The following is a 24,339-nucleotide window of genomic DNA, read 5'->3' as shown; positions in this document are numbered from 1 at the left end:
GCCGGGCCCCTTGCACTTCTCTGAACAGCGAAAACACCGCCGAGCGCCGGAGTTGTCCACAGGCGGAGAATCAGTGCTTGAGGCCCTTGACTTCTTGTGGGACGCTGGCTCCAGTTTTGGTGTAGGTCGGCGGTTGATAGGGGAGACCGCGCGGACCGCCGGAAGATCGCGGCGCGGGGTAGGCTCCCGCGCCGCGGCACCTGCACCAGGCGCCCGGGAGGCCACGGCGGCCGGAACCCAGCCCGTTCCGGCCGCCGAAGCCACATCACTGAAGAACGCGAGAACTGCATAGTAAAGGCCGGCGGGACGAGGATCCGCGTCCCGCCGGCCCGGAGCATCACGGCAATGGAGCGAGGCCCGGCTCGACAGCTTGGCTACTGACCAGTAACATGTATCGTGATCGGGAGCACCGCACCGTCGAGAGGTCGCCATGGGAGTCGTCCAAATCGTCACGGCCACGATCGCATTCGCCTACACGGCGGTGGCGATCGGGCTGTTCGCCCGCGCCTGCATGCAGCTGCTGGCCACCGTCCGGCTCGGCACCGCCGACCGCACGCGGGGCGGCGAGCGCGGCAAGCGCATCGCCACCATGCTGCGGGAGACCGTCGGCCACACCAGGATGCTGAAATGGACCTGGGTCGGTGCGGCGCACTGGTTCGTGTTCATCGGGTTCTTCTCGCTGTTCCCGATCCTGGCCACGGCGTACCTGGAGACGCTGAACCCCGAGTGGACACTGCCGTGGATCGGCCACTGGGAGCCGTGGCTGCTGCTGTCCGAGCTCATCGCCGCGGTCACCGGCCTCGGGATCCTCTTCCTGTTCGGGGTCCGCATCGCCAGGCAGCCGCGAATCAACCGGCTCCCGCCGCAGGGAGCGATCTCCGAGGACGGGCAGCGCTCGTCCTCGTCCCGGTTCGAGAACTCCCGGCAGTGGCAGGCCTTCTACGTCGAGGCCACGATCTTCGCGATCGTCACGTGCTTCTTCGTCATCCGCTCCGGCGAGTTCGCGCTCGGCGGCATCGAGGCCTCATGGGCCTCGCCGATCTCGGCGGGACTGTCGAACCTGTTCGCCGGGGTCTCCGAGTCGGCGCTGCACACCACGCTCACCGTGACCGCCGGGGTGAAGATCCTGGTGTCGTGGACGTTCTTCATGGTGTTGGCGCTGGTGCCGTCGATGGGCATCGGGTGGCACCGGGTGACGGCGTTCTTCAACATCTATTTCAAGCGCGAGCCCGACGGCGGTCTGGCAATGGGCGCTGCCAAGCCGATGTTGATCGGCGGCGAGCCGGCCGACTTCGAGACCGCCGATCCCGAGAGCGAACCGTTCGGGGTCGACACCATCACGGATTTCAGCTGGAAGGGCCTGCTGGACTTCACCACCTGCACCGAGTGCGGCCGCTGCCAGTCGCAGTGCCCGGCGTGGAACACCGGGAAGCCGCTGTCGCCGAAGAAACTGGTGACGGACCTGCGCGATCACCTGTACGAGCAGGCGCCGTATTTGAAGGCCGCCGCGGCGGCGAAGCAGCGCGGTGAGGACGGGGCCGAGATCGAGCCGATCTCGATCATCGGGGACGTGATCCACCCGGATGTGCTGTGGTCGTGCACGACCTGCGGAGCGTGCGTGGAGCAGTGCCCGGTGGACATCGAGCACGTGGACCACATCTTGGATCTGCGCCGCCACCAGACCATGATCGAGTCGGCGTTCCCACCCGAGGCGCAGACGATGCTGCGGAACCTCGAGAACAAGGGCAACCCGTGGGGCGAGAACCCGGCCGCGCGGCTGAAGTGGGCCGAGTCGCTGGACTTCGAGGTGCCGGTGGCCGAGCCGGGCGGGGACTGGGAGTACCTGTACTGGGTCGGCTGCGCGGGGGCTTACGACCCCAAGGCGCAGAAGACGTCCCGGGCGGTGGCGACGCTGCTGCACGACGCGGGCGTCAAGTTCGCCGTCCTGGGCGAGGCCGAGACGTGCACCGGGGATCCGGCGCGGCGGATCGGGCACGAGTTCATGTTCCAGATGCTCGCCGAGCAGAACGTGGAGACGCTCAACGAGTCGGGCGCGGTCAAGATCGTCGCGACGTGCCCGCACTGCCTCAACACGATCGGGAACGAGTACGGGGAGCTCGGCGGCGAGTACGAGGTCGTGCACCACACGCAGCTGCTGGCGGACCTGGTGGACTCCGGGAAGATCCAGCCGGTCGAGCAGCACGAGGGGACGCTGACGTACCACGACCCGTGCTACCTGGGCCGTCACAACCGGATCTTCACGCCGCCACGGGAGCTGCTGGGGTCGTTCTCGGAGGTCACCGAGATGCCGCGCAACGCCGAGAAGGCGTTCTGCTGCGGCGCCGGCGGCGCCCGCATGTGGCTGGAGGAGCCGCTGGGCAAGCGGGTCAACCGGGAGCGTGCCGACGAGGCGGTCGAGACGGGCGCGAAGACGGTGGCCGTGGGCTGTCCGTTCTGCTCGACGATGATCCGCGACGGCGTCGCCGACGCGGGCCATGAGGACGACGTCGAAGTCGTCGACATCGCGCAGCTGCTGGAGCGCAGCCGCCGGGAGCGGGCCGCGAAGGCGGAGTAGGGCTCAGCGGCCGAAGTGGGCCCGGAGGAGCGCGGCGGAGTCCGATTCGAGGACGCCGCCGTAGACCTCCGGGCGGTGGTTCAGGCGGGGGTCGCGGACGACGTCCCAGAGCGATCCGACCGCTCCGGTCTTCGGTTCCCAGGCGCCGAACACCAGGGGCCCTATCCGGGCCAGCACGGCGGCGCCGGCGCACATCGTGCACGGCTCGAGGGTGACCACGAGAGCGCAGCCCTGCAGTCGCCAGCCGTCGCCGTGGACGGCGGCGGCTTGACGCAGGGCGAGGATCTCGGCGTGGGCGGTGGGGTCGGCGAGGGCTTCTCGCCGGTTGGCCGCGGCCGCGAGTTCACGGCCTTCGGGGTCGAACACGACGGCTCCGACCGGGAGGTCGCCGCCGGAGGTGCCGGCGACTTCGAGGGCGCGGCGCATCCAGCTCTCGTGGACCTCGCGGCGGTGGGCGCCGGTTGGCGTGGTCATGGGGCTGCCGCCGCCTAGGCGCCGGTGGCGTTTTCCAGGGCTTCGGCGAAGCCGACCACTTCGGCGACCTCCGATACCACGTCGGAGGGCATCATGCCCTCCTTGGCGCACAAGGCCAGCAGCATGGCCCCGCCGACCCCGAGGTCGCCGAGCAGGTCGGCTTCGCCGACCGGTTCGGCGTCGAGTTCGGTGGGCCGCGCCGAGATCGACTCCTCGTCTTCGGTGTCGATCTCGTCGGTGTCCTCGGGTTCAAGGTCACCGAGCAGCGCCTCTCCCAGGCGCGACTGCGAGGCGTATTCGGCGTCGGAGCCGAAGGTTCGCAGGTCGTCGCCGTTGTCCAGACGCATCACGGTGAGGTATTCGTCGTCGGCGTCGACGAAGAGCAGCGTCAGGTCGGCGTCCGGGTGCGCCTCCCGCATCACCTCGGCGGCGTCCTCGATGTCGGCGACCTCGTCGAGGTCGACCTCCGTGGCGTCCCATTCGTCGCCCTCGCGGCCCACAGCCACAGCGAAATACGACACGATCCGTCCCCGTTTTCTGTTGAATGGACCAGCTTCTCGGTAGGAATCAGCTGTTCGAATCGACCAACTGAAGGATGTGGCGGCCTGCGTCGATGTAACCACAGGATCCAATTGCCGGTCAGCAAAAGGTACAGCTCGGCGGAGAGTCCGGTGACTCCGGCGGCCGTCCCTGCGACGGCGGCTACGCCGACCGCGACACCGCGGTCACCGTAGCGCGCCAGCACTGCTGCAACGACAGTTGCGATCGTACTCGCGGCCAAAGTCACCCAGGCGATCCCCGTCCCGGTGATGAACTCGCCTTCGGCGGAGCGCCCGAAGGCCAGCAGCCACAGCAGCACCCACAGCGCTGTGAGCGCCGATCCGGCGGCTACGGGCCCGACGCTCACCTGGTGCGGTTCGCGCCAGCGCGGTCGCCCGGTCCTGGCCGGGGGTGTCCCGGGGCCGGGCCAGGAGGTGGCGCGGATGGGTCCGTCATGCATAGGAGACAGGGTACGTGGGCGGCGGCGGGGGTGGTGCGGCTGCGACGGGCAGGGGCATGACCGGTTGGGCGGGGGGTTCTACGGCGCGGACCTTCCCGTCGGGGAAGGTGACGTGGTAGCGGGTGCCGTCCCAGGTGGCGGAGGGCATGTCGGGGTCTCTGCCGGCGTATTGGTTCCGGGCGGCGGCGATGCGGTGGAGGCCGGTGTTGATGACGTTCTGGTCCCATTTGCCGCCGATGGAGGCGAGGTCGAGTTGTTCGGAGAGGTCGGAGGCGGCGTGTTGGAAGTCTTTCATGGCTTTTTCGCCGGGTTTGCCGGCGACGCGGAGGGCCCAGGCGCGGGCGGAGGCGCGGCGGGAGAAGCTGGCGAGGGAGGCGAGTTCGGGCGGGGAGATGAGTCCGCTGGTGGTGTAGGGGGCGAGGGTGGTCTGGGTGCGGCGGGCGTCGGCGGCGCGGAGCCAGAGGGCGAGGCCGACCATGGTGAAGAAGAGGGGCATGAGGAAGGCGGGGTAGAGGGCGAACCAGAGGGCGGGCATGCCGACTTCGGCGCCGATGACGCTGGTGCCGTTCCAGAGGGCGTGGAGGGCGATGCCGCAGAGGAGCATGCCGGTGATCCAGGTGGCGGCGGCGCCGGGTCGGCCTGGTTTGCGGGCGGCTTTGCCGAGGCCGATGGCGGACAGGCCGGTCATGAGGGGGTGGGCGAACATGGTGGCGAGTCCGCGGATGAGGACGAGGTAGGTGACGAGGGCGAGGCCGGCGGCTTCGTCGAGGATTTGGACGCCTGAGATGTAGGTGCCGGCGGCGTAGAGGACGTTTTCGGAGACGGCGAAGCCGGCGCCGGCGAGTCCGCAGTAGACGATGGCGTCGAGGATGCCGGTGAAGTGGCGGCGGGCGAACCAGTAGATGAGCAGTGGTCCGGCGAGTTTGGTGATTTCTTCGATGACGGGGGCGGAGATGACGGCGGCGAGGTTTTCGTTGAGGTCGTTGCTGCGCAGGAGCTGGGCGATGCCGGTGTTGACGCCGAGGGAGATGGCGGTGGAGACGCAGGCGCCCCAGCCGAAGCAGAAGGCGAGGACGAGCCAGGGACGGCGTCGGTAGCGGCCGAGCCAGAGGAAGGTGCCGACGAGGATGGGTGCGGGCAGGAGGGCGGCGATGAGGCCGACGCCGGCGGCTTCGGCGCCGGTGCCTTCGATGATGGCCCAGCCGAGGACGACGAGGCCGCCGGTGAAGACGAGGGAGCATCCGGCGATGAGGAGCGGCCGGGTGGAGCGGATGAGGCCGGGGATGGCGAGTGCGAGGCCGACGGCGAGGAGGAGGCCGGCGGCGCCGAGCACGGTGATCAGCTCGATGGCCTGGTCGCTCACGGGGTGGTGTCCTTCGGTCCGGGTTCGTCGTCGGGGCGGTCGTCGCGGATGACGAAGTGTTCGCCGATGCCGGAGACGGAGAGGAGCCGTTTGAGGAAGTCGCCGAGGTTGGCGAGGACGAGGACGGCGCGGGAGCGGGCCGCGGCGCGGGAGAGGACGACGAGGGTGCCGAGGCCGCGTGAGTCGCAGAAGGTGACTCCGGCCATGTCGAGTACGACGCGTACGGGGTCTTCGGCGAGGGCGGCGTCGACGGCGCCGGACAGCCTCGGGGCGGTCTGGAGGTCGATTTCGCCGGTCAGCTCCACGATCGTCTCATTCGATTCGCGGTAAACCGAGATGTCGAGTTTCTGGTGTACCACGCCGTCAACCCTAGCTGAAATTTCTGGGTGTTCGGGGGCGAGGAGTGGGCTGTCCGTGTGTGATCAGTCGACTCCGGGTTCGAGGAGGGCGAGGACGCGTTCGATGTCGGGGTCGGCTTCGCGGCCTTTCTGCCATTCGGTGAGTGCTTCGTGGGCGGTTCTGATGCGTTGGAGCAGGTGGTCTTCGCGTTCGCGGAGGTCGCGGGTGCGTTCGTTGGTGGTGCGGAGGGCTTGTCCCTGGCTCCAGAGGTCGATGAAGACTTTGACTTTGGTGCGGAGCATCCAGGGGTCGAAGGGTTTGGTGATGTAGTCGACGGCGCCGACGGAGTAGCCGCGCATGGCGAGGTGGGCGTCGCGGTCGGCGGCGGTGAGGAAGATGATGGGGGTGTGGCGGGTCTTCTCGCGCTGTTTGATGTGGCGCGCGGTTTCGAATCCGTCCATGCCCGGCATTTGGGCGTCCAGGAGGATCGCGGCGAAGTCTTCGGAGAGGAGGCGTTTGAGCGCTTCTTCTCCGGAGGTGACGGCGATGGTGGCGACGGGCAGTCCTTGGAGGATGGCCTCGAGGGCCAGGAGGTTTTCGGACCTGTCGTCGACGAGCAGTACCCGTGCGGTGCTCATTCGGCCTCCCCTTCGTTCGGAGCGCCATTGTCCCGTCGGCCGGTGCCGCTGTTGCCGCCGGGGTCGGTTCGCGGTGAGGCGGTGCCGGGGCGGGTGCCGATCCATTGGGACATGGTGTCGAGGAGGCGGTCGAGGTCGACCGGTTTGGTGAGGTAGGCGCTGGCGCCGGCGGAGACTGATTTCTCGCGTTGTTCGGCGAGGGCCTGGGCGGTGAGGAAGAGGATGGGGAGGTCGGCGAATTGGGGCATGCGGCGGATGACGCGGGTGGTCTCGTTGCCGTCCATGCCGGGCATCATGGAGTCCATGAGGACGATGTCGATGTCGGGGTTGTTCTGGAGGGCGTCGATGCCGTCGGCGCCGTTCTCGGCGTAGTGGACGTTGATGCCGTGGAGTTCGAGGGCGGCGGTGAGGGCGAAGACGTTGCGGATGTCGTCGTCGACGATGAGGACGGTGGCGCCGTCGAGTCGTTGGGCGGCGGCGGAGGAGGAGGGCGTCTCGGGGGCTCCGGTGAGGATGGAGGGCCCGCGGTGCTCTTCGACGGGGATGGGCAGTTCGGATCGTTCGATCGTGAAGTCCTCGTCGTAGTCGATCTCGGTGGGGATGACGAAGGTGAACACTGATCCGGTGGAGCCGGTGTGTTCGATGAAGACGTCGCCGCCGAGCATCTGGGAGAGGGATTTGGAAATCGACAGGCCGAGTCCGGTGCCGCCGTAGTTGCGGCGGGTGGTGCCGTCGGCCTGTTGGAAGGGCTCGAAGATGATGTTCTTCTTGTCTTCGGGGACGCCGATGCCGGTGTCGATGACGGAGAAGGAGATGCGTTCGCCGGCTTCGTTGAGGCGCTGGACGTCGAAGCTGAGGTCGGCGGGGACTTTGCGGACTTTGAGCGTGACCGAGCCGGTGCGGGTGAATTTGACGGCGTTGGACAGCAGGTTCCGCAGGACCTGCTGGAATTTCTGGCCGTCGGTCTGGAGGCGTCCGGGCACGCCGGGGCCGATGTCGATGCTGAAGCCGAGTTGCTTGTCTTCGGCTTGGGGCCGGAATCCGGCTTCGATGTCGCCGAGGACTTCGCCGAGGTCGACGGGGTGGACGGCGATGTCCATGCGTCCGGCTTCGATCTTGGAGAGGTCGAGGATGTCGTCGATGAGGCTGAGCAGGTCGGTGCCGGCGTTGTGGATGGTGCGGGCGAATTCGATCTGCCGGTCCGAGAGGTTGTTCTCGGAGTTCTCGCTGAGGAGCCTGGCGAGCAGGAGCAGCGAGTTCAGGGGCGTGCGCAGTTCGTGGGAGACGTTGGCGAGGAACTCGGATTTGTACTTGGAGGCCTGGGCGAGCTGCTCGGCCTTCTCTTCGATGTCCTGCCTGGCGGATTCGACTTCGAGGTTCTTGACTTCGATGGCCTTGTTCTGGGCCGACAGGAGGGTGGCCTTCTCCTCGAGCTCGGCGTTGGTCTCCTTGAGCCGGTCGGATTGGGCTCGCAGCTCCTGGGCCATGCGCTGGGATTCGCGCAGCAGCACTTCGGTGCGGGCGTTGCCTTCGATGGTCGCGAGGGTGACGCCGACGTTGGGCGCGAGGGAGTCGAGGAACTTCTTGTGGAGACCGGAGTAGGTGTTGAAGGACGCGAACTCGACCACGCCTCGGACCTTGTCGCCGAACTGGACCGGCAGGATGATCAGGTCGGTGGGTGTGGCCTGGCCGAGTCCGGAGGAGATCTCGAGGTAGCCGTCGGGGATGTCGTGGAGGTGGATGGTGCGTTTGGAGGCCGCGGCCTGCCCGACCATGCCCTCGTTCTCCTCGATGATGATCTTCTCGCCGGGGCTGGGGTGGCCGTAGACGGCGTTGAGCCGGTAGGTGACGTGCCCGGAGACGTCCTCGTGGCGGACGTAGAACGTGGAGGTCTGGGCGTCGATGAGCGGGGTGACCTCGTCGAGGACCATGCGGGTGACCTCTTCGACGTTGCGCCTGCCCTGCAGGAGTGAGGAGATGCGGGCGAGGTTGGAGTTGAGCCAGTCGGCGTCGGTGTTCTGGCGGGTCTTGTCGCGCAGCGCGGTGATCATCTGGTTGATCGACTCGGTGAGGTCGGCGATCTCGCCGGCGGCTTCGAAGTCGACCGACTGGGTGAGGTCGCCTCGGGCGACGGCGTGGGCGACGTTGGCGATCGCGCGCAGCTGCAGCGTCAGGGTCGCGGCCAGGGAGTTGACGTTGCGGGTGAGGGCGAGCCAGGTGCCGGAGACGCCGGCGACTTCGGCTTGGCCGCCGAGGTTGCCTTCGACGCCGACTTCGCGGGCGACGCGCGTGACCTCGGTGGCGAAGTTCGACAGCTGGTCGACCATCGAGTTGACGGTGTTCTTCAGTTCGAGGATCTCGCCTTGGGCGTCGACGGTGATCTGGCGGGTGAGGTCGCCGCGGGCGACGGCGGTGGTGACCTCGGCGATGTTGCGGACCTGGCTGGTGAGGTTCGAGGCCATCGAGTTGACGTTGTCGGTCAGGTCCTTCCAGGTGCCCGAGACGCCGGGGACGCTGGCCTGGCCGCCGAGGCGGCCCTCGCTGCCGACCTCGCGGGCGACGCGGGTGACCTCGTCGGCGAACTGCGACAGCTGCGCCACCATCGAGTTGAGGGTGGTCTTGAGTTCGAGCATCTCCCCTTGGGCGTTGACGGTGATCTGCCGTGACAGGTCGCCGCGGGCGACGGCCGTGGCGACCGAGGAGATGTTGCGGACCTGAGCGGTCAGGTTCGAGGCCATCGAGTTCACGTTCTCGGTGAGGGCCTCCCAGATGCCGGAGACCCCTTGGACGTTCGCCTGCCCGCCGAGCTTGCCGTCGGTCCCGACCTCGCGGGCCACGCGCGTGACCTCGTCGGCGAACTGCGACAGCTGGTTCACCATCGAGTTCATCGTCGATTTGAGCTCGAGCATCTCACCGCGGGCGTCGACGGTGATCTGCCGTGACAGGTCGCCGTCGGCGACGGCCGTGGCGACCGAGGAGATGTTGCGGACCTGAGCGGTCAGGTTCGAGGCCATGAGGTTGACGTTGTCGGTCAGGTCCTTCCAGATGCCGGAGACGCCCTGGACGTTCGCCTGCCCGCCGAGGTTGCCTTCGCTGCCGACTTCCCTGGCGACGCGGGTGACCTCGTCGGCGAAGCTGGAGAGCTGGTCGACCATGGTGTTGACGGTGTTCTTGACGTCCGCGACCTCGCCGGAGGCGCGGACGGTGATCTTCTGCGACAGGTCGCCGGCGGCGACGGCGCTGGTGACCTTCGCGATGTTGCGGACCTGCTCGGTCAGGTTCGTCGCCAGCTGGTTGACGTTCTCGGTGAGGTCGCGCCAGGTGCCGGAGACGCCGAACACCTGCGCCTGGCCGCCGAGGCGCCCGTCGGTGCCGACTTCGCGGGCCACGCGCGTGACCTCCGCGGCGAAGTTCGACAGCTGGTCGACCATGGTGTTGACCGTGGTCTTGAGCTCGAGGATCTCGCCTTGGGCGGGCACGGAGATCTTGCGGGTCAGGTCGCCGCGGGCGACGGCGGTGGCGACGGTCGCGATGTCGCGGACCTGGTCGGTCAGGCTCGAGGCCATCGAGTTGACGTTGTCGGTCAGGTCCTTCCAGGTGCCCGAGACGCCGGGGACGTCGGCCTGGCCGCCGAGGCGGCCCTCGGCGCCGACCTCGCGGGCCACGCGCGTGACCTCGCCGGCGAAGATCTGGAGGGTCTCGGTCAGGGAGTTGATGGTGTCGGCCAGTTCGGCGACCTCGCCGGAGGCCTTGACGGTGATCTTCTGGTCCAGGTCGCCGGCGGCGATGGCCTGCGTCACCGTCGAGATGGAGCGGACCTGGTCGGTCAGGTTGGAGGCCATGGTGTTGACCGCGTCGGTCAGGGACCGCCAGGTGCCCGAGACGCCTTGGACGTCGGCCTGCCCGCCCAGCTTGCCTTCGGTGCCGACCTCTTGGGAGACGCGGGTGACCTCGGCGGCGAAGCTGCGCAGCAGCCCGACCATCTGGTTGACCGTCTCGCCGAGGCGGCGGAACTCGCCGCGCAGCTGCTTGCCCTCGAACTCGAGCGCCGCCTCCTGGGAGAGGTCGCCGGCGGCGACGGCCTCGAGGACGCGCCCCAACTCGGTGGTGGGCCGCACCAGCTCCTCGACCAGGCGGTTGACGCTGGCCGCGCCCTCGCTCCAGCCGCCGTCGAGGTGCTCGATGTCGAGTCGGTGGGTCCACCGGCCCTCCTGGCCGACGACGCGGGCGATGAGCGCCAGGTCGCGGGTCTGCCGGTCGGCCTGCTCGACCACGGCGTTGAAGCGGTCGACGACCTCACCGGCCAGTCCTTCACCGCGGGGCAGCCGCACCGAGAAATCGCCGCGCTCGACCGCGCCGAGCGCGTCGGCGAGGGACCTGAGCAGGTCGGATTCGTCGGCGGGGTGTGCTGGGGCGGTGTCGGAAGCGGTGTCCGTCATGGCGTTCTTCCTCCGCAGCTGGCGTACAGTCGCCTACCAGGTTGTCACACCGGAGGCCGAAACGTGAAGGCAGGTTACTGAGAGGCTATAGCTCCGTCACCTCGGGTAACACCCGAAAAGCTTAGGAAACTTCGCAACTTCTCGGCGCAATGGGGCGTGTGATGTCTGGAAGCGCTTCTGCGAGCGCGAGTCCGGATGCCCGTAGCTTCCTCGCAGGGATGCACCCGGAAACCTGCCATCCAATTTCACAAGGAGATTCATGCCCTCCCCCAAGACCTCCGGCCTCCGCATCGCGGCGGCCGGAACGGCCGCGGCGGCCCTCACGCTCGCGGCCGGAGCCCCCGGCTTCGCGCAGACCGACTTCGAATACGTCGACGTCTGGTTCAACCTGGTCGACACCAATGACCGGGTCGAGGTACTCGAATACGAGGGCCAAGAGGCGTACATCGCCGTGGAGGGGCCCGACCCCCTCGCAGGTGACGTCATCGAGGTCACGTACGACTTCAGCCACCATCCGGGGATCATCGAACTGAGGCCGGATCACGACGAGCGCTGCGAGATCTCCAACCACGTGCTCACCTGCGTAGACGACGGCAGCTCCGGTCTGGCCGGGACGTTCTTCGACCTCGACCTCGGTCTGGGTGATCAAGGCGCTCCAGGCGACGTCGCGTACTACTTCTTCACGGTGACGGTCAACGGCCAGGAGGAGACCGACGGCGAAGGCCAGATCCAGGTCAGCGAGGACTTCGACATCGGCGAAGAAGACGGCCCGGCGCTGCCGGACGACTTCCCGGTCGGCGACATCGAGGAGGCCGGTGACGCCTACGGGTTCGCCTTCCTCAACCAGGTGATCGAGGGCGCTCACGGCGGCCGGACGGTCACGGCCACGCCGCAGTTCCGGATCGAATCGGAGTCCGACCTCGGCGAGGACCGTGCCGCCACCGCGCTGTTCTTCTCCCACTCGGTGTCGCTGAACGCCTGGTTCGACGAGGAGGAGCCGACCGGGCACTACACCGAGAACATCCGGGCTGTCGCGGACCATGACAACTGCACGGAATGGCCCGGCGGCGTGCTCTGCGTCATCGAGGACTTCGCCCCGCAAGTCGGCGCCACCTACACTCCGAGCGCCGACACCCCGGTTCAGTACACCGTCGACAACGAGACCAGCGACGTCGACCTCGGCGCTTACTACACGGCGTGGGACATCAACGAAGCAACCATGGACCTGTTCCGCAGGAGCGTCGTGACCGGCACCGACGACCAGTTCGGACTCGTCGAAGCCGACGAGGAGATCGACGACCGGTACTTCTCGCGGCACTACGGCATGCTCTTCTTCGGCGCCGAGAACGGCTACGGCGATGTCGAGCCCACCGACCCCGCCGAGTCGGAGGAGACCGAGGATGCGGCCTCCGGTGGCCTGCAGAAGACCGGCGGCAGCTCGATCGTGATGGTCTCGGCCGCCTCTGCCGCCATCGCGGCCGGCGCGGTCGTGTTCTTCGTGCTCCGCCGCCGCAAGGTCGTCCAGAACTGGGAGTGACCCCCAGCGCCGCAAGGCGACAGGAACATAACCAGAACTGAGGCGGCCGCCCCGGCATTCCACCACCGGGGCGGCCGTCCGCTTCCTTCCCTCGGGCGATGATCCGGCACGGCGGTCCCCTGCCCCGGCGTCATAGACTTGGGTCCGTGACGTACCCCGAGAGGGCCACTCGTCGGCTGCGACTGCCCGCCGACGACCGCTCCCCAGCCGCCGCCCGCGCAGCAGTCCGGACGGTGCTGACCGAGGCCGGCATGCCCGAGCTCCTCGACGAGACCCTCCTGCTCACGACCGAGCTGACCACCAACGGCGTCGTCCACGCCGAGACCGACATCAACCTCACCGTCGCGGCCGACTCCATCGGGGTGCGCGTCACCGTCACCGACTACCGGTCCGGCGGGATCGAACCGGCCGACACGGTCATGCCCGAGGTCACCGCGCAGGGCGGGCGCGGCCTGCTCCTGGTCGACCGCTTCGCCTCCTCCTGGGGCACCACCCATGACGTCACCGGCAAGTCCATCTGGTTCCGCATCGACCGCGACCCCGAGGCGCCGCCGCCGCGGCCGCCCGGCCCGGTCGACCCGACCGAGGACACCGTCACCGACCTCCACCAGCTGGCCGCGCTGCTGACCATCTCCCCGGCCCTGCAGTCGCGGCTCCCGGTCGAACAGGTCGTCGGGGAGCTCCTCGCCCGGTTGCGCGACGCGACCGCCGCCTCGGGCGGCACGGTCGAATACGATCCGGGCGAAGGGGCCGGCGGCGCCGAGCTGACGCGGTTCGGCGACCCGTCGGATCCGTCGATCACCGTGCCGCTGCCGCTGACGTCCCCGGCGACCGGGCGTCTGGTGCTGTCCGGCAAGACCGACCGCGCATGGGAGCCCCTCGCGAGGCTCACCGCCGAGCGCATCGCCCTGGCGCTGCAGATCGACCGGATGCGCACCGAGGAGCAGCGCCGCTCCGGCTGGCTGACCTATCTGGCCGAGGCCGGGGAGCTGCTGGCCCATTCGCTGGACGAGCACCTCACCGTCGCGCTCATCCCGCAGCTGATCGTGCCGCAGCTGGGCCGCTGGGCCGCCGTCCACCTCCGCCACGACTCCGGCGCCTTGGAGCTGGCGGCGCTCTCGCACGTCGAGGAGTCCGACCTCGAGCCGTGGCGGGCCCGCTTGACCACCGCGGGCAACGCGCTCGAGGCGTCGCTGGCCACGGACGGGTGGACCGGCATGGAGCTGCCGATGCCGCGCGGTATCGACGGGGTCGCGGTGCCGCTGTCGGCGCGGGGGACGACCATCGGGGTCCTGTCGGTGGGCCGCCCGGCCGACCGGCAGCATTCGACCGAGGAGCGCGCGGTCATCGCCGACCTGGCCAAGCGCAGCGCGCTGGCGCTCGACAACGCCCGTATTCACGCCGAGCGTGCCGAGGTGGCCCACGAGCTGCAGTCGGCGCTCATGCCCGGCAGCCTGCCGCAGGTCGAAGGGGTCAGTTTCGCGGCCGAGTACCTGCCCGCGGCGGCGTTCGGCACCGAGGTCGGCGGCGACTTCTACGACGCGACGACGCTCGACGGGGACCGGTTGTGGGTGGCGATCGGCGATGTGTGCGGCAAGGGGGCGCAGGCCGCCGCGATCACCGGTGTCGTCCGCGACGTCCTGCGGGTCATGGCCTTGGACGGCCGGCCGATGCCGCGGGCGCTGGAGCTGCTGAACTCGACGCTGCTGGAGCAGCCCGGCGATTACCGCTACGCCACGATCGCGTCCGCGCTGCTGGCGCGCGACGGCGCGGGCCTGGAGGCGACGCTGTGCCTGTCGGGCCATGACCGGCCGTTGATGCTGCGCTCCGACGGACGGACCGAGTGGGTCGGGCACGAGGGCACCGCCGTGGGACTGTTCCCGGAGGTGAAGGTCAACCCCGAGCAGGTGCGTCTGGAGGTGGGGGACGCGCTGGTGTTCTTCACCGACGGGGTCACCGAGCGGCGCGACGCGACGGTCATGTTCGGCCATGAGCGGATCCTGCGGTGCATGCGGGACGTCGCGGGCAAGTCGGCCAAGACGATCGCCACGGCGCTGCTGGAAGCGGTGCAGACGTTCTCGCCGGACTCGCCGAGGGACGACATCGCGATCCTCGTGGTCCGGTGCGACACGGCCTAGCCGCCGAATGGCGCCCCGCGCCGCCGCAGATCCTAGTGCAGGATCGTGGTGGCGCCGTAGTAGACGTTGCCGTGGTCGACCTCCACGACCTTGACCACGGTCCTGGAGTTGGGGGCGTGCACGATCAGGCCGTTGCCGATGTACATGCCGACGTGGCTGAGGCTGTTGTAGAACACCAGGTCGCCGGGGCGGAGCTCGTCGCGGGAGATGTTGGCCGTCTGGCCGTACTGCGCGGCGGCGTTGTGGGGCAGCGAGATCCCGATCTGGGCGTAGGCGCGCAGCATCAGGCCGGAGCAGTCGTAGCTGTCAGGGCCGGCCGAGCCCCACACGTACTGCTTGCCGACCTGGTCGAGCGCGAAGTCGACCACGGCCCACTCGTCGTCGGTCATGTGCGGCAGCGAGTAGTCGATGACCTCTTCGCCGGCGGCCGTCCGCCACTCCTCTTCGAGGTCCTCCATGCGGGTCTCGATCTCGGTCTTCTTCTCCTCGAGTTCGGCCTTGTCGGCCTCGAGGTCCTCTTGGAGGTCCTGGAGGAGGTCGAGCTGGGCGGTGTACTCCTCGCTGACGGTCTTGAGCTCGTTCATCAGGTCGAAGTCGTACATGTTGGCGGAGTTGAGCCGGTCGAGGCGCTCGACGAAGGCCTGCGGGGAGCCGGATTCGAGGATGAGGGCGACGTCGCCGATGCCTTGATCCACATAGGTCTCGGTGATGAAGTCGGCGAGCCTGGCGCGCAGGTCGTCGAGCTCGGCCTCGGACGCCTCCAGCTCCGACTGGGTGTCGGCGATCATGTCCTCGTTGTCGGCGATCTCGCCGGCGAGGGCGTTGTACTCCTCGATGGTGGCGTTGAGGTCGGCGTCGGTCGTCGCGATCTCGTCGTTGATGTCCTCGGGGCTCCGCTGCGCCCAGGCGGGGGACGTGGCAACCGCTGAGACGAGCAGACCACCGACCAGAGCGGCGGCGGTCCATTTGCGTCGGGAGGACGGCTGTTTCACGAGGAGAGCGCTCCTTCGGAGTAGTCGAGTCTGAGGGGACGGACCGAGGTCGAGCCTAGCGCGGGCCCGTCCCCCAGGGAAGAGCGCCCGCGTGACAAATTCGCAGCGTAACGCCGGTTCCACCGAAGGTGTGCCCAGGCTGAGAGTTGCCTGGGAATTCCGGTACGATGAGCGGCATGGAAACCACGATGTGTCGCTGCCGACGGTGTCGCGGCTCCCGCTGAGCCCGTCCCTTTCTGTCCGCACCCGTTCCGACGCATCGAAAGTCGTTCCTTTCATGACTGACATCTCGCTCGAAGTCCTCGAGTCCGATCGCCTCCGCGCGCTGGCCGCCTGCTACGCCGAGCACTTGACGCTGCGCGCCAGGTTCACCAAGACCAGCCGCTGGGCCCGGCGGGTCCTGTCCGGCCCCGACCACGAGGCGTGGCTGCTGGCCTGGCTTCCGGGCCAGGGCACCGAGCTGCACGACCACGGCGGCGCGTCGAGGCCGGCCGCGGCGGCGCTGGCGGTGGTGTCGGGGCGCCTGACCGAGTACACGGTCGTCCCGGGCGCCTTCCCTTCGCTGGAGCGCCGCGAGATGGGCGCCGGCGACGTCTCCACAGTAGATGACCGGACGATCCACGCCGTGCGCAACGACGGCGAGGTTCCGGCGGTGAGCCTGCACGTGTACTCCCCCGGCCTCGAGGCGATGCGGACGTACCTGTTCGACGAGACGGGCCTGGCGCCGGCCGCGATCAAGCGGGCCGGCGAGGACTGGTAGCGGCGAGGACCTCCCCGACCGCCTCGGGCAGGGCCCTGCCGACGTCGCCGGCGCTGACGGTGCGGTGGCCTCGGGCGGCGATGCCTCCGGCGAGGCCGTGGAGGTAGGCGGCCGCCACGGCCGCCTGGACCGGACTCATCCCGGAGGCCAGGAGCGAGGCCATGAACCCCCCGAGCACGTCGCCCGATCCCGCCGTGGCCAGCGCGGGTCTGCCGGTGGGATTGGCGTAGACGGTGCCGTCGCCCCCGGCGACGAGGGTGTGGTGTCCTTTGAGGAGGACGGTGCAGTTGAGCCGTTTGGCGAGTGCGGCGGCGGCCGCGGCGCGGTCGTCGCCGGGGGGTGAGCCGTAGAGTCGTTCGAATTCGCCGTCGTGTGGGGTGAGGATGACGGGGGCGTCTCGTCCGGCGAGTACGGAGGGGTGGTCGCCGATGAGGGTGATGGCGTCGGCGTCGATGACGGCGGGTGTGGGGTCGGCGAGTACGGCTTGGAGTTCGGTGAGGCCTCGGTCGTCGGTGCCGATGCCGGGACCGACGAGCCAGGCTTGGGTGCGGCCGGCTTGTTTGGCGGTGTCGGTGCAGACGGCTTCGATGTGTTTGATGCGGACGTAGTCGGCGGCGGCTCCGGCGTAGCGGATGTAGCCGGCGGGTCCGGCGAGGGCGCCGCTGGTGGCGAGGACGGCGGCGCCGGGGTATTTGTCGGAGCCGGCGGCGATGCCGGCGACGCCGCGGGTGTATTTGGTGTCCTGGGGTCGGGGAGTGCGCCACCACCCGGCGATGTCGTGGGCGGTGGGGATGCGGATGCGGGGGTTGGGGTCGAGGTGGGGTGCGAGTCCGATGTCGATGATGTGGAGGTGGCCGGTGTGGAGGGCGGCGTCGCCGAGGACGTGGCAGGGTTTGCGGGTGCCGAAGGTGACGGTGTGGTCGGCGTGGACGGCTTGGCCGGGTACGGCGCCGGTGTCGACGTCGACGCCGGAGGGGACGTCGACGGCGATGGTGGTGTCGGCTCGGATGTGGGCGAGGAGTTCGGCGGCGCGGTGCGGTAGGCCGGGGCGGCCGCCGATGCCGAGGATGCCGTCGAGGAGGAGTCGGGTGTGCTGGGGCGGGGTGGTGGTGATGTGGCCGCCGGCGTGTCGGAGGGCGGTGGCGGCGTGGGGGTGGATTTTGTGGCCGATGACGGGTACGGCGTGGACGTGGGCGCCGCGTTCGGCGAGTCGGGCTCCGGCGTAGAGGGCGTCGCCGCCGTTGTCGCCGGGTCCGGCGAGGATGGTGATGTGGGCGCCGTAGACGCCGCCTTGTTGCTGGAGGAGTCGGGCGCAGGTGGTGGCGAGTCCGGTGGCGGCGCGTTGCATGAGGGTGCCGGCGGGGAGTCGGGGCATGAGTTCGGCTTCGGCGCGGCGTATCGCCGCGGTCGGCCAGGCTCCGTCCATGGTCGTGCTCCTCGCAGTTCTGTCACGCCGTTTCGGCGATCACCACCGCTGTCGCGATACCGCCATCATGCGACAGGGAGACGTGCCAGCGCGAGACGCCACGCTGGGCGGCGGCGTGGGCCACGGTTCCGGTGATGGCGAGTGCTGGGCGTCCGTCGGGTTCGGAGAGGACTTGGCAGTCGCTCCAGTGCATGCCGCTTGGGGCGCCGAGGGCTTTGGCGACGGCTTCTTTGGCGGCGAAGCGTGCGGCGAGGGATTCGGTGCGGCGGGGTGTGCCGTCGGGGGTGGCGCGTTCGGCGGGGGTGAAGAGTTTGTCGGCGACGGTGGGGGTGCGTTCGAGGACGCGTTCGAACCGTTCGACTGCTACTACGTCTATGCCTACGGCGACGATCACCAGTCAAGAGTGCCACGGGTTTTGTGGTTGTGCCTTTTTTCGGGGCGTTCTTCTGGGCGGTCGGTGGGCGGTGTGGCGACACGCGGAGGGTCGTGTCGTGGGTTTTTTGTAGGTTTCGTCCAGTAACCGGGTTTACGGCCGGTCGCTTGTCTTCTACGGGCGGGTCGGTGTGGTGGCGGGGGTGGTGATGTCCACAGTCGGGGGTGGCGTCGCCTGGCGTTTGGGGGGTCGTCGTGTTTGCGGCCGCGGAGGGCGATCGATAAGTTACCGGTCCGTAGGGCGGGCTCGTCCCGCATCGGACCGACGAGAGGTCGAATGTGAAGTGCCACAAGCGAAATGAGGGAGCCGTTCCGGCCGTCTCGCCGCGTCAGGCGGCGGGGATCTCCTGCTATTTCCTGAACGTGCTGGCCGGGCGGCGCCCGGCCTTCGAGGTGCGGCGATATGCCACACCGCAGGGGTGGGCGGCGTTCTGCCGGGTGCGCCGGCAGGTGCCGGCCCGGCTGCACGAGACGAGGATCCGCCGGATGTCGTGCCCGACCGAGCGCACCGCCGAGCTGGTGGCGTTGATCGGGGACGGCCGCTCCCGCCGGGCGATGACGTTGACGTTCCGGCTCGTGGCCGAGGGCTGGCGCCTGGACGACTGCGCCGTGCTGCATCCGGCGCGGCGCCCTCGGCGGCCGAACGGCGCCCCGGCTTGACCGCGGCGGGGGACGGGAGCTCGCCCGTCCCCCGCCGCGCGGGCGGGTCAGCAGACGGCCGGTTCGATCCAGCTGCACTCGAGTTCGGCGAACTGGTCGCCGGCCGGTTCGCCGACCGGTTCGGGCGTCTCGATCTGGTCGAGGTTGCCGAAGGTCCGCATCTGCGATTCGGTCGCCGAGTCGCTGTGGGCGGCGAGGGCGGCGACGATCCGGTCTTCGACGTCCTTGACCGTCGACCACAGGTAGTCGTTGGCCATGACGCTGAAGGCGAGGTGGCGTCCGTCGGCGTCGGTGACGTAACCGGACAGGGCCGACACGCTGGTCATCGACCCGGTCTTGGCGTGGGCGTTGCCGGCGGCGGGGGTGCCGCACATGCGCCCGGAGAGGGTGCCGCCGACCAAGGGGTCGGATTCGCAGGCGATCGGGAGGGCGGCGTACCAGGTGTCGAACCACGGGGCGTCTTTGGCGCCGATCAGCAGGTCGGTCACCATGGCCGGTGAGACGAGGTTGTGGCGCGACAGGCCCGAGCCGTCGACTTGGCGCACCGGCCCGGTGTCGACGCCGTACTTCTCGATGCCGGCGTAGACGGCCGCTTTGCCGGTGGCGAAGGTGCCGTGGCCGCTCCGCTCGTAGCCGAGGGTCTTGAACAGCGCTTCGGCGTGGGAGCTGTTGGAGCGCTTCAGGAAGTGGACGGTCAGTTCGGACAGCGGCATCGAGTGGCGGGAGGCCAGGACGGTCGCCGAGGCGGGAGTGGACTCGCCGGTGCGGACCTCGCCTTCGACGCTGATCCCGTGGCGTTCCAGGGCGCCGGCGAGGACGTCGCCGGCCAGGCCGGCCGGGTCGATCACCGAGCGGGTGCCGTAGGTGCTGTAGGAGTCGACGCCGATGGTGCCGGTGACCCGGACGGTGTTGGCGTGGTCGTCGCGGTTGATCGCGATCGAGGTGCCGGTGCCCGGTTCGGTGGTCACCGCGTCGTTGACGATGGTGACGTGGTCATTGGCGGGGACCATGCGGATCCCGGCCGGTTCGCCTTCGCCGGCGCCGGGGTCGACGAAGACGCGGACGGTCCCGGCGTTGTAGTCGTCGCCCGAGGCCACGGTCAGCGCCGACACTTCGGAGGCGTAGAGATACTGCAGGTCGCTCCAGCCCCATTCGGTGCCGAGCCGCTCGGAGTCGAAGGCGGTGTCGTCGGCGACGACGTCACCGTCGATCTCGGTCACCCCGGAGGCGGCCAGTTCGGCCGCCAGAGCGTCGAAGTCGGCTTCGAGGAGGGTGGGGTCGCCGGTGCCTCTGAGGTAGAGGTCGCCGTCGACGGCGCCGCCCGAAGGCGCGGTCTCGGCGGCGAGGTCGGTGGTGAAGGTGTGGTCGGGGCCGAGGATTTCGAGGGCGGCCGCGGAGGTGGCGAGCTTGTTGTTGGAGGCGGGGACGATGCGCTGGGCGCCGTCGTGGTCGTAGAGGATCTCGCCGGTGTCGGCGTCGGCGATGCGGACGCCGATCTGCGAGTCGGTGAGGCGGGGGTCGTCGATGATGGCGTCGATGGCTTCGGCGAGCGGGTCGTCGCGGTGGTGCTGTGCTTGGGCCACGACGGTGCCGGCGATGCCGAGGGCGGTCGCGGCGCCGATGGCCGCCGCGCTGGTGATGATTGTTCGCTTTCGCACGAACCGATTCTATATGCCCCAATAGGACCGGAAGGTGCGTCGCCGAGCCGGCACGGCCGGACGCGGCGACGCACCCGGCCGGGTCTATTCGACGGTCACGGATTTGGCGAGGTTGCGGGGCTGGTCGATGTCGCGGCCGAGGGCGGTGGCCAGTTCGGCGGCGAATTCCTGGAGCGGGACGGCGGTGAGCAGCGGCGCCAGGAGCGTCGGGGCCGGCGGGGTCTCGATGACGTGGTCGGCGTGCACGGCGGTGATGTCGTCGCCGGCCTCGCAGACGGCGATGACCTTGGCGCCGCGGGCCTTGACCTCCTGGATGTTGGAGATGATCTTGTCGTGCAGGACCGACCGGCCCCGAGGACTGGGCACGATCGCGATCACCGGGGTGCCGTCCTCGATCAGGGAGATCGGGCCGTGCTTGAGTTCGCCGGCGGCGAAGCCCTCGGCGTGGATGTAGGCCAGCTCCTTGAGCTTGAGCGCCCCTTCGAGGGCGACGGGATAGCCGACATGGCGGCCGATGAACAGGACTCTGCCGAAGTCGGCCGCCTCGCGGGCGAGGCGGCGCACCGGTGCCATGCCTTCGAGCAGCTCGGTGATCTTCTCGGGGGTGGCGACCAGCTCGCGCAGGACCGCCCCGACCTCGTCGGCGTACTTGATGCCGCGAATCTGCGCCAAGTGGAGACCGACGAGGTAGCAGGCGGCCAACTGGGTCAGGAAGGCCTTGGTGGAGGCGACGGCGACTTCGATGCCCGCGCGGGTGTAGAGGACCGCGTCGGATTCGCGGGGGATGGTGGAGCCGACGGTGTTGGAGATCGACAGGACGCGGGCCTTCTGCTCCTTGGCGTGGCGCAGCGCCATGAGCGTGTCCATCGTCTCGCCGGACTGCGAGATGGCCACGACGAGGGTGGAGCGGTCGAGGACCGGGTCGCGGTAGCGGAACTCGCTGGACAGCTCGACCTCGCAGGGGATGCGGGTCCAGTGCTCGATGGCGTACTTGGTGACCAGTCCCGCGTGATAGGAGGTGCCGCAGGCGATGATGAAGACCTTGTCGATGTCGCGGAAGTCCTGGTCGGACATGCGGACCTCGTCGAGGACGATCTGCCCGGCCTCGTCGATGCGGCCGCGCAGGGTGTCGGCGACCGCGGCGGGCTGCTCGTGGATCTCCTTGCGCATGAAGGTCTCATAGCCGCCCTTCTCGGCGGCGGCGATGTCCCAGTCGACCGAGTAGCGCTTGCCCTCGCAGGGCTCGCCGGCGAAGTCGCGGATGGACAGCCGATCGCGGCCGATGGTCACGATCTGGTCCTGGCCCAGTTCGATCGCCTCGGTGGTGTAGGCGATGAACGCGGCCACGTCGCTGGCGAGGAAGTGCTCGCCGTCGCCGACGCCGACCACCAGCGGGGAGTTGCGGCGGGCCCCGACGACGGTCTCCGGGTCGTCGGCGGCCACCGCCAGCAGGGTGAAGGCGCCCTCAAGGCGCGCACAGGCGCGCGTCATCGCCTCGGTCAGGTCCCCGCAGAGGGCGTATTCGCGGCCGAGCAGCTGGGCGGCGACCTCGGTGTCGGTGTCCGAGGCGAAATCGACGCCCTGCGACTCGAGTTCGGCGCGCAGCTGCCCGAAGTTCTCGATGATGCCGTTGTGGATCAAGGCGATGCGCCCGTCGGCCGACAGGTGCGGGTGAGCGTTGCGGTCCGAGGGGATCCCGTGGGTGGCCCAGCGGGTGTGCCCGATGCCGCAGTCGGCATCGGGCAGGCGCGCCTCGTCGAGTTCCGCCTCGAGGTTGGCGAGCTTCCCGGCCTTCTTGGCGAAGCGGAGCTCCTCGTCGGCGACGAGCGCGATCCCGGCCGAGTCGTAGCCGCGGTATTCGAGCCGGCGCAGGCCGGCGAGCACGACTTCGGTTGCGGCGCGATGGCCGACGTATCCCACGATTCCACACATGGCCAGAACCCTACCCCAGTTTCGCGCAGGGCCCGTGCGCGGATCAGGGGTTTTCAATCACATGTCTTGAGCGTTCATCGGTGACCAGGTCAGATGATGAGGAAGACGCCCCGAGTGCCGGCGTCTTCGACGAAGCTGACGGCCACGCCGCCGGCGACGGTGGTCAACTGCGCCTCGTGGCACCAGTTCGCCGGCAGGTCCTCCCCGGACAGGTCGACCTCGGTCTTGCCGCTCTCGGCGACCTCGTAGAGACGGCAGTCGGGCTCCCGCCGGTCCAGCGACCGGTCGGTCGCCAGCATCGCGCGGTTGTCCGGCAGCACCGTGGCCCAGCCGCGCGCCACGGCCGGATCCAGCGGGGTGAAGCCCAGCCGCACCGTCTTGGTGTACAGCTTCTTGCCCGACTCGACGTCGTAGGCCATCAGGCCCAGAAAGGAACTCGACTGGTCGGCGGCCGTGTAGCACTCGACGAGCTGCACGGTGCGGCGGTCGGCTTCGGCGACCGTCGCGCGGGCCGAGCCGTCGCCCGCGTCCTCGGCGCCCGCATCGGCCGGTTCGACCGCCGCCGACAAGTGCAGCGTCCCGCCGCACGCCGAGGAGTTGGTCGAACCGAACGTCTGCTCCCCCTGGCGCCACAGCCGCTCACCGTCGTCGATGCCGTAGGCGATGAGCTTGTGCTCGAACCGGCGCGCCGAGAACGGGCCGTCGGTGACCCGCTGCTCGATCCGGCTGTCGATGATCACCGCCTCGTCGGTGACCAGGAAGCTCTCGGCCACCACCTGCGCGCGCCGGTCGATCATCTGCTCCCACGCCGGAGCGCCGTCGGCCAGATCGAAGGCCAGCACGTGGTCGCGGGCGACCGTGCGGTCCGGCGCCGGCACGCAGTCGGCGAGCATCAGCAGACGCGAACCGGTCGTCTGCGCGGCCGTGCCCTCGCACCCCGGCGGCATCCGCGCCTCCCACAGCCGCTCGCCGGAGAAGTCGTAGGCGGTGAAGACCGCGCTGCGCTCCCCGGTGAAGACCAGACGGTCGTCGTCGATCGCCAAGAGCCGGCCCGGGAACCGGTCGAATTCGGCGGTGGCGACCTCGTCGCCGGTCCGAGTCCGCAGCACCCGCGTCTGGAAGTCCTCCGGGTCGTCCGCGCGCGGACCGCTGAGCGCCACCAGTTCCCCGGCGTGGGACAGCACCGGCGACTGCGCACTCAACCAGTTCCACCTGCGGTGGTACCACACCGAATCCCCCGTCGCCGGATCCAGCAGCGTCACCGCCTGCGGACTCGGCGAGTCCGGGTAGTCGACGCGCAGCAGCCCGAACGGGGTCTCCACGAACCCGCGCCCCGACCGGATGTCGGCCACCTCGGTGACGCCGGCGCTCGCGGCCGCCGCGTCGGCCAGGCCCGTGCGCACGTCCTGATTGGCCAACTCCGCCCACCGCTGCATGGCCGGCGCCAGCGCGACGGCCGCGGCGACGACCACGGCCGCCGACATGATGGCGACTTTGCGGCGCAGGTAGGTGGGGACGGCGCGCCGGCCTCCGACGTAGCCTTCGACGACGAATTCGCTGAGCGCGAGCAGGCCGCCGCCGACGACGCCGAAGCCGTAGGCGAGGGCGGCGACTCCGGCGCGCAGGGTGATGTACTGGCCGGGTCCGGCGTCGGGCATGGCCGAGTAGACCGCCCAGCCGGCGGCCGCGGCGAATATGGCCGCGCCGAGCGCGGCGGCGATGGTGCGCAGGCTCTGGCCGCTGGAGGCGGCGGCGAGGGCCAGGGACACCAGCAGGACCGAGGCGACGGTCCCGATGATCATGTAGAAGCCCGACGAGCCGGTCGAGGCGCCGCCGAAGGAGGCCCACACCAGCAGCGCGGCCCAGGCGATCAGGGCGGTCAGGCCCGCGGTGCGCAGGACGACGCGGGCGAGCGGTCTCGCGGCGGAGGGCCGGCGATGAGAGCGTGGGGCAGAGGCGCTGGCGGACATGCGTTC

The 24,339-nt window shown here is 69.5% G+C and carries 17 protein-coding genes; 5 read left to right on the top strand and 12 right to left on the bottom strand.

Annotated features, from left to right (window positions below; genetic code table 11):
- Positions 1–430 precede the first annotated feature (430 nt).
- Positions 431–2,575, top strand: coding sequence for a (Fe-S)-binding protein (locus ACYVL2_RS08735; RefSeq protein ID WP_460542275.1), 2,145 nt, complete (start codon positions 431–433; stop codon positions 2,573–2,575).
- A 3-nt stretch (positions 2,576–2,578) separates the two neighbouring features.
- Here ACYVL2_RS08735 and ACYVL2_RS08730 read toward each other — a convergent pair whose 3' ends face one another.
- The 6 genes from ACYVL2_RS08730 to ACYVL2_RS08705 all read right to left on the bottom strand — a co-directional run bounded on the left by ACYVL2_RS08730 (position 2,579) and on the right by ACYVL2_RS08705 (position 10,828).
- A complete protein-coding gene (locus tag ACYVL2_RS08730; RefSeq protein WP_460542352.1) occupies positions 2,579–3,001 on the bottom strand; it encodes a nucleoside deaminase in 423 nt (140 codons plus the stop codon).
- Between the two features lie 62 nt (positions 3,002–3,063).
- Positions 3,064–3,570, bottom strand: a complete 507-nt coding sequence (locus ACYVL2_RS08725) for a tRNA adenosine deaminase-associated protein (protein ID WP_460542272.1) — start codon at positions 3,568–3,570, stop codon at positions 3,064–3,066.
- Positions 3,571–4,041: 471 nt separating this feature from the next.
- Complete coding sequence (locus ACYVL2_RS08720; protein ID WP_460542270.1) at positions 4,042–5,412, bottom strand: PrsW family intramembrane metalloprotease; 1,371 nt, start codon at positions 5,410–5,412, stop codon at positions 4,042–4,044.
- On the bottom strand, positions 5,409–5,771 hold the full coding sequence (locus tag ACYVL2_RS08715) for an STAS domain-containing protein (RefSeq protein WP_460542268.1): 363 nt from the start codon (positions 5,769–5,771) through the stop codon (positions 5,409–5,411). The genes ACYVL2_RS08720 and ACYVL2_RS08715 overlap by 4 nt, the downstream gene beginning before the upstream one ends.
- Before the next feature lie 63 nt (positions 5,772–5,834).
- Complete coding sequence (locus ACYVL2_RS08710) at positions 5,835–6,389, bottom strand: response regulator (RefSeq protein WP_460542266.1); 555 nt, start codon at positions 6,387–6,389, stop codon at positions 5,835–5,837.
- Positions 6,386–10,828, bottom strand: a complete 4,443-nt coding sequence (locus ACYVL2_RS08705; protein WP_460542264.1) for a HAMP domain-containing protein — start codon at positions 10,826–10,828, stop codon at positions 6,386–6,388. Before ACYVL2_RS08705 ends, ACYVL2_RS08710 begins: the two co-directional genes overlap by 4 nt.
- 259 nt (positions 10,829–11,087) lie before the next feature.
- On the opposite strand from ACYVL2_RS08705, the gene ACYVL2_RS08700 reads away from it, so the two are divergent.
- Entirely contained in the window at positions 11,088–12,365 is a 1,278-nt protein-coding gene (locus ACYVL2_RS08700) for a hypothetical protein (RefSeq protein ID WP_460542262.1), read from the top strand.
- A 146-nt stretch (positions 12,366–12,511) separates the two neighbouring features.
- Complete coding sequence (locus ACYVL2_RS08695; protein WP_460542260.1) at positions 12,512–14,503, top strand: SpoIIE family protein phosphatase; 1,992 nt, start codon at positions 12,512–12,514, stop codon at positions 14,501–14,503.
- 32 nt (positions 14,504–14,535) lie between these two features.
- Here ACYVL2_RS08695 and ACYVL2_RS08690 read toward each other — a convergent pair whose 3' ends face one another.
- The gene (locus tag ACYVL2_RS08690) at positions 14,536–15,495 is read right to left on the bottom strand and encodes a C40 family peptidase (protein WP_460542258.1); all 960 of its coding nucleotides are present in this window, start codon (positions 15,493–15,495) and stop codon (positions 14,536–14,538) included.
- 91 nt (positions 15,496–15,586) lie between these two features.
- Here ACYVL2_RS08690 and ACYVL2_RS08685 point away from each other — a divergent pair, with 91 nt between their 5' ends.
- A complete protein-coding gene (locus ACYVL2_RS08685) occupies positions 15,587–16,255 on the top strand; it encodes a cysteine dioxygenase (protein WP_460542256.1) in 669 nt (222 codons plus the stop codon).
- Here the strand turns inward: ACYVL2_RS08685 and ACYVL2_RS08680 are convergent.
- Both ACYVL2_RS08680 and ACYVL2_RS08675 read right to left on the bottom strand, forming a co-directional pair.
- Positions 16,230–17,681, bottom strand: coding sequence for a bifunctional ADP-dependent NAD(P)H-hydrate dehydratase/NAD(P)H-hydrate epimerase (locus ACYVL2_RS08680; RefSeq protein ID WP_460542254.1), 1,452 nt, complete (start codon positions 17,679–17,681; stop codon positions 16,230–16,232). The genes ACYVL2_RS08685 and ACYVL2_RS08680 overlap by 26 nt on opposite strands.
- A 22-nt stretch (positions 17,682–17,703) precedes the next feature.
- Complete coding sequence (locus ACYVL2_RS08675) at positions 17,704–18,075, bottom strand: holo-ACP synthase (protein WP_460542251.1); 372 nt, start codon at positions 18,073–18,075, stop codon at positions 17,704–17,706.
- Positions 18,076–18,392: 317 nt separating this feature from the next.
- On the opposite strand from ACYVL2_RS08675, the gene ACYVL2_RS08670 reads away from it, so the two are divergent.
- Positions 18,393–18,773 carry an Rv3235 family protein gene (locus ACYVL2_RS08670; protein ID WP_460542249.1) on the top strand — a complete coding sequence of 127 codons (381 nt, stop codon included), beginning with the start codon at positions 18,393–18,395 and terminating at the stop codon, positions 18,771–18,773.
- Between the two features lie 47 nt (positions 18,774–18,820).
- On the opposite strand, the gene dacB is transcribed toward ACYVL2_RS08670, so the two are convergent.
- From dacB to ACYVL2_RS08655, 3 genes are all read right to left on the bottom strand, one after another.
- Positions 18,821–20,431 (bottom strand): D-alanyl-D-alanine carboxypeptidase/D-alanyl-D-alanine-endopeptidase, encoded by a 1,611-nt coding sequence (gene dacB, locus ACYVL2_RS08665; protein ID WP_460542247.1) that lies wholly within the window; start codon positions 20,429–20,431, stop codon positions 18,821–18,823.
- An 84-nt stretch (positions 20,432–20,515) separates the two neighbouring features.
- Positions 20,516–22,363, bottom strand: a complete 1,848-nt coding sequence (glmS, locus tag ACYVL2_RS08660) for a glutamine--fructose-6-phosphate transaminase (isomerizing) (protein WP_460542245.1) — start codon at positions 22,361–22,363, stop codon at positions 20,516–20,518.
- 89 nt (positions 22,364–22,452) lie between these two features.
- A complete protein-coding gene (locus tag ACYVL2_RS08655) occupies positions 22,453–24,333 on the bottom strand; it encodes a PQQ-binding-like beta-propeller repeat protein (protein ID WP_460542243.1) in 1,881 nt (626 codons plus the stop codon).
- Positions 24,334–24,339: the final 6 nt, after the last annotated feature.

This window comes from Glycomyces halotolerans (assembly GCF_054779575.1).
Note: the sequence above shows the minus strand (reverse complement) of the source record. Positions and strands in the feature narration are given on the sequence as shown.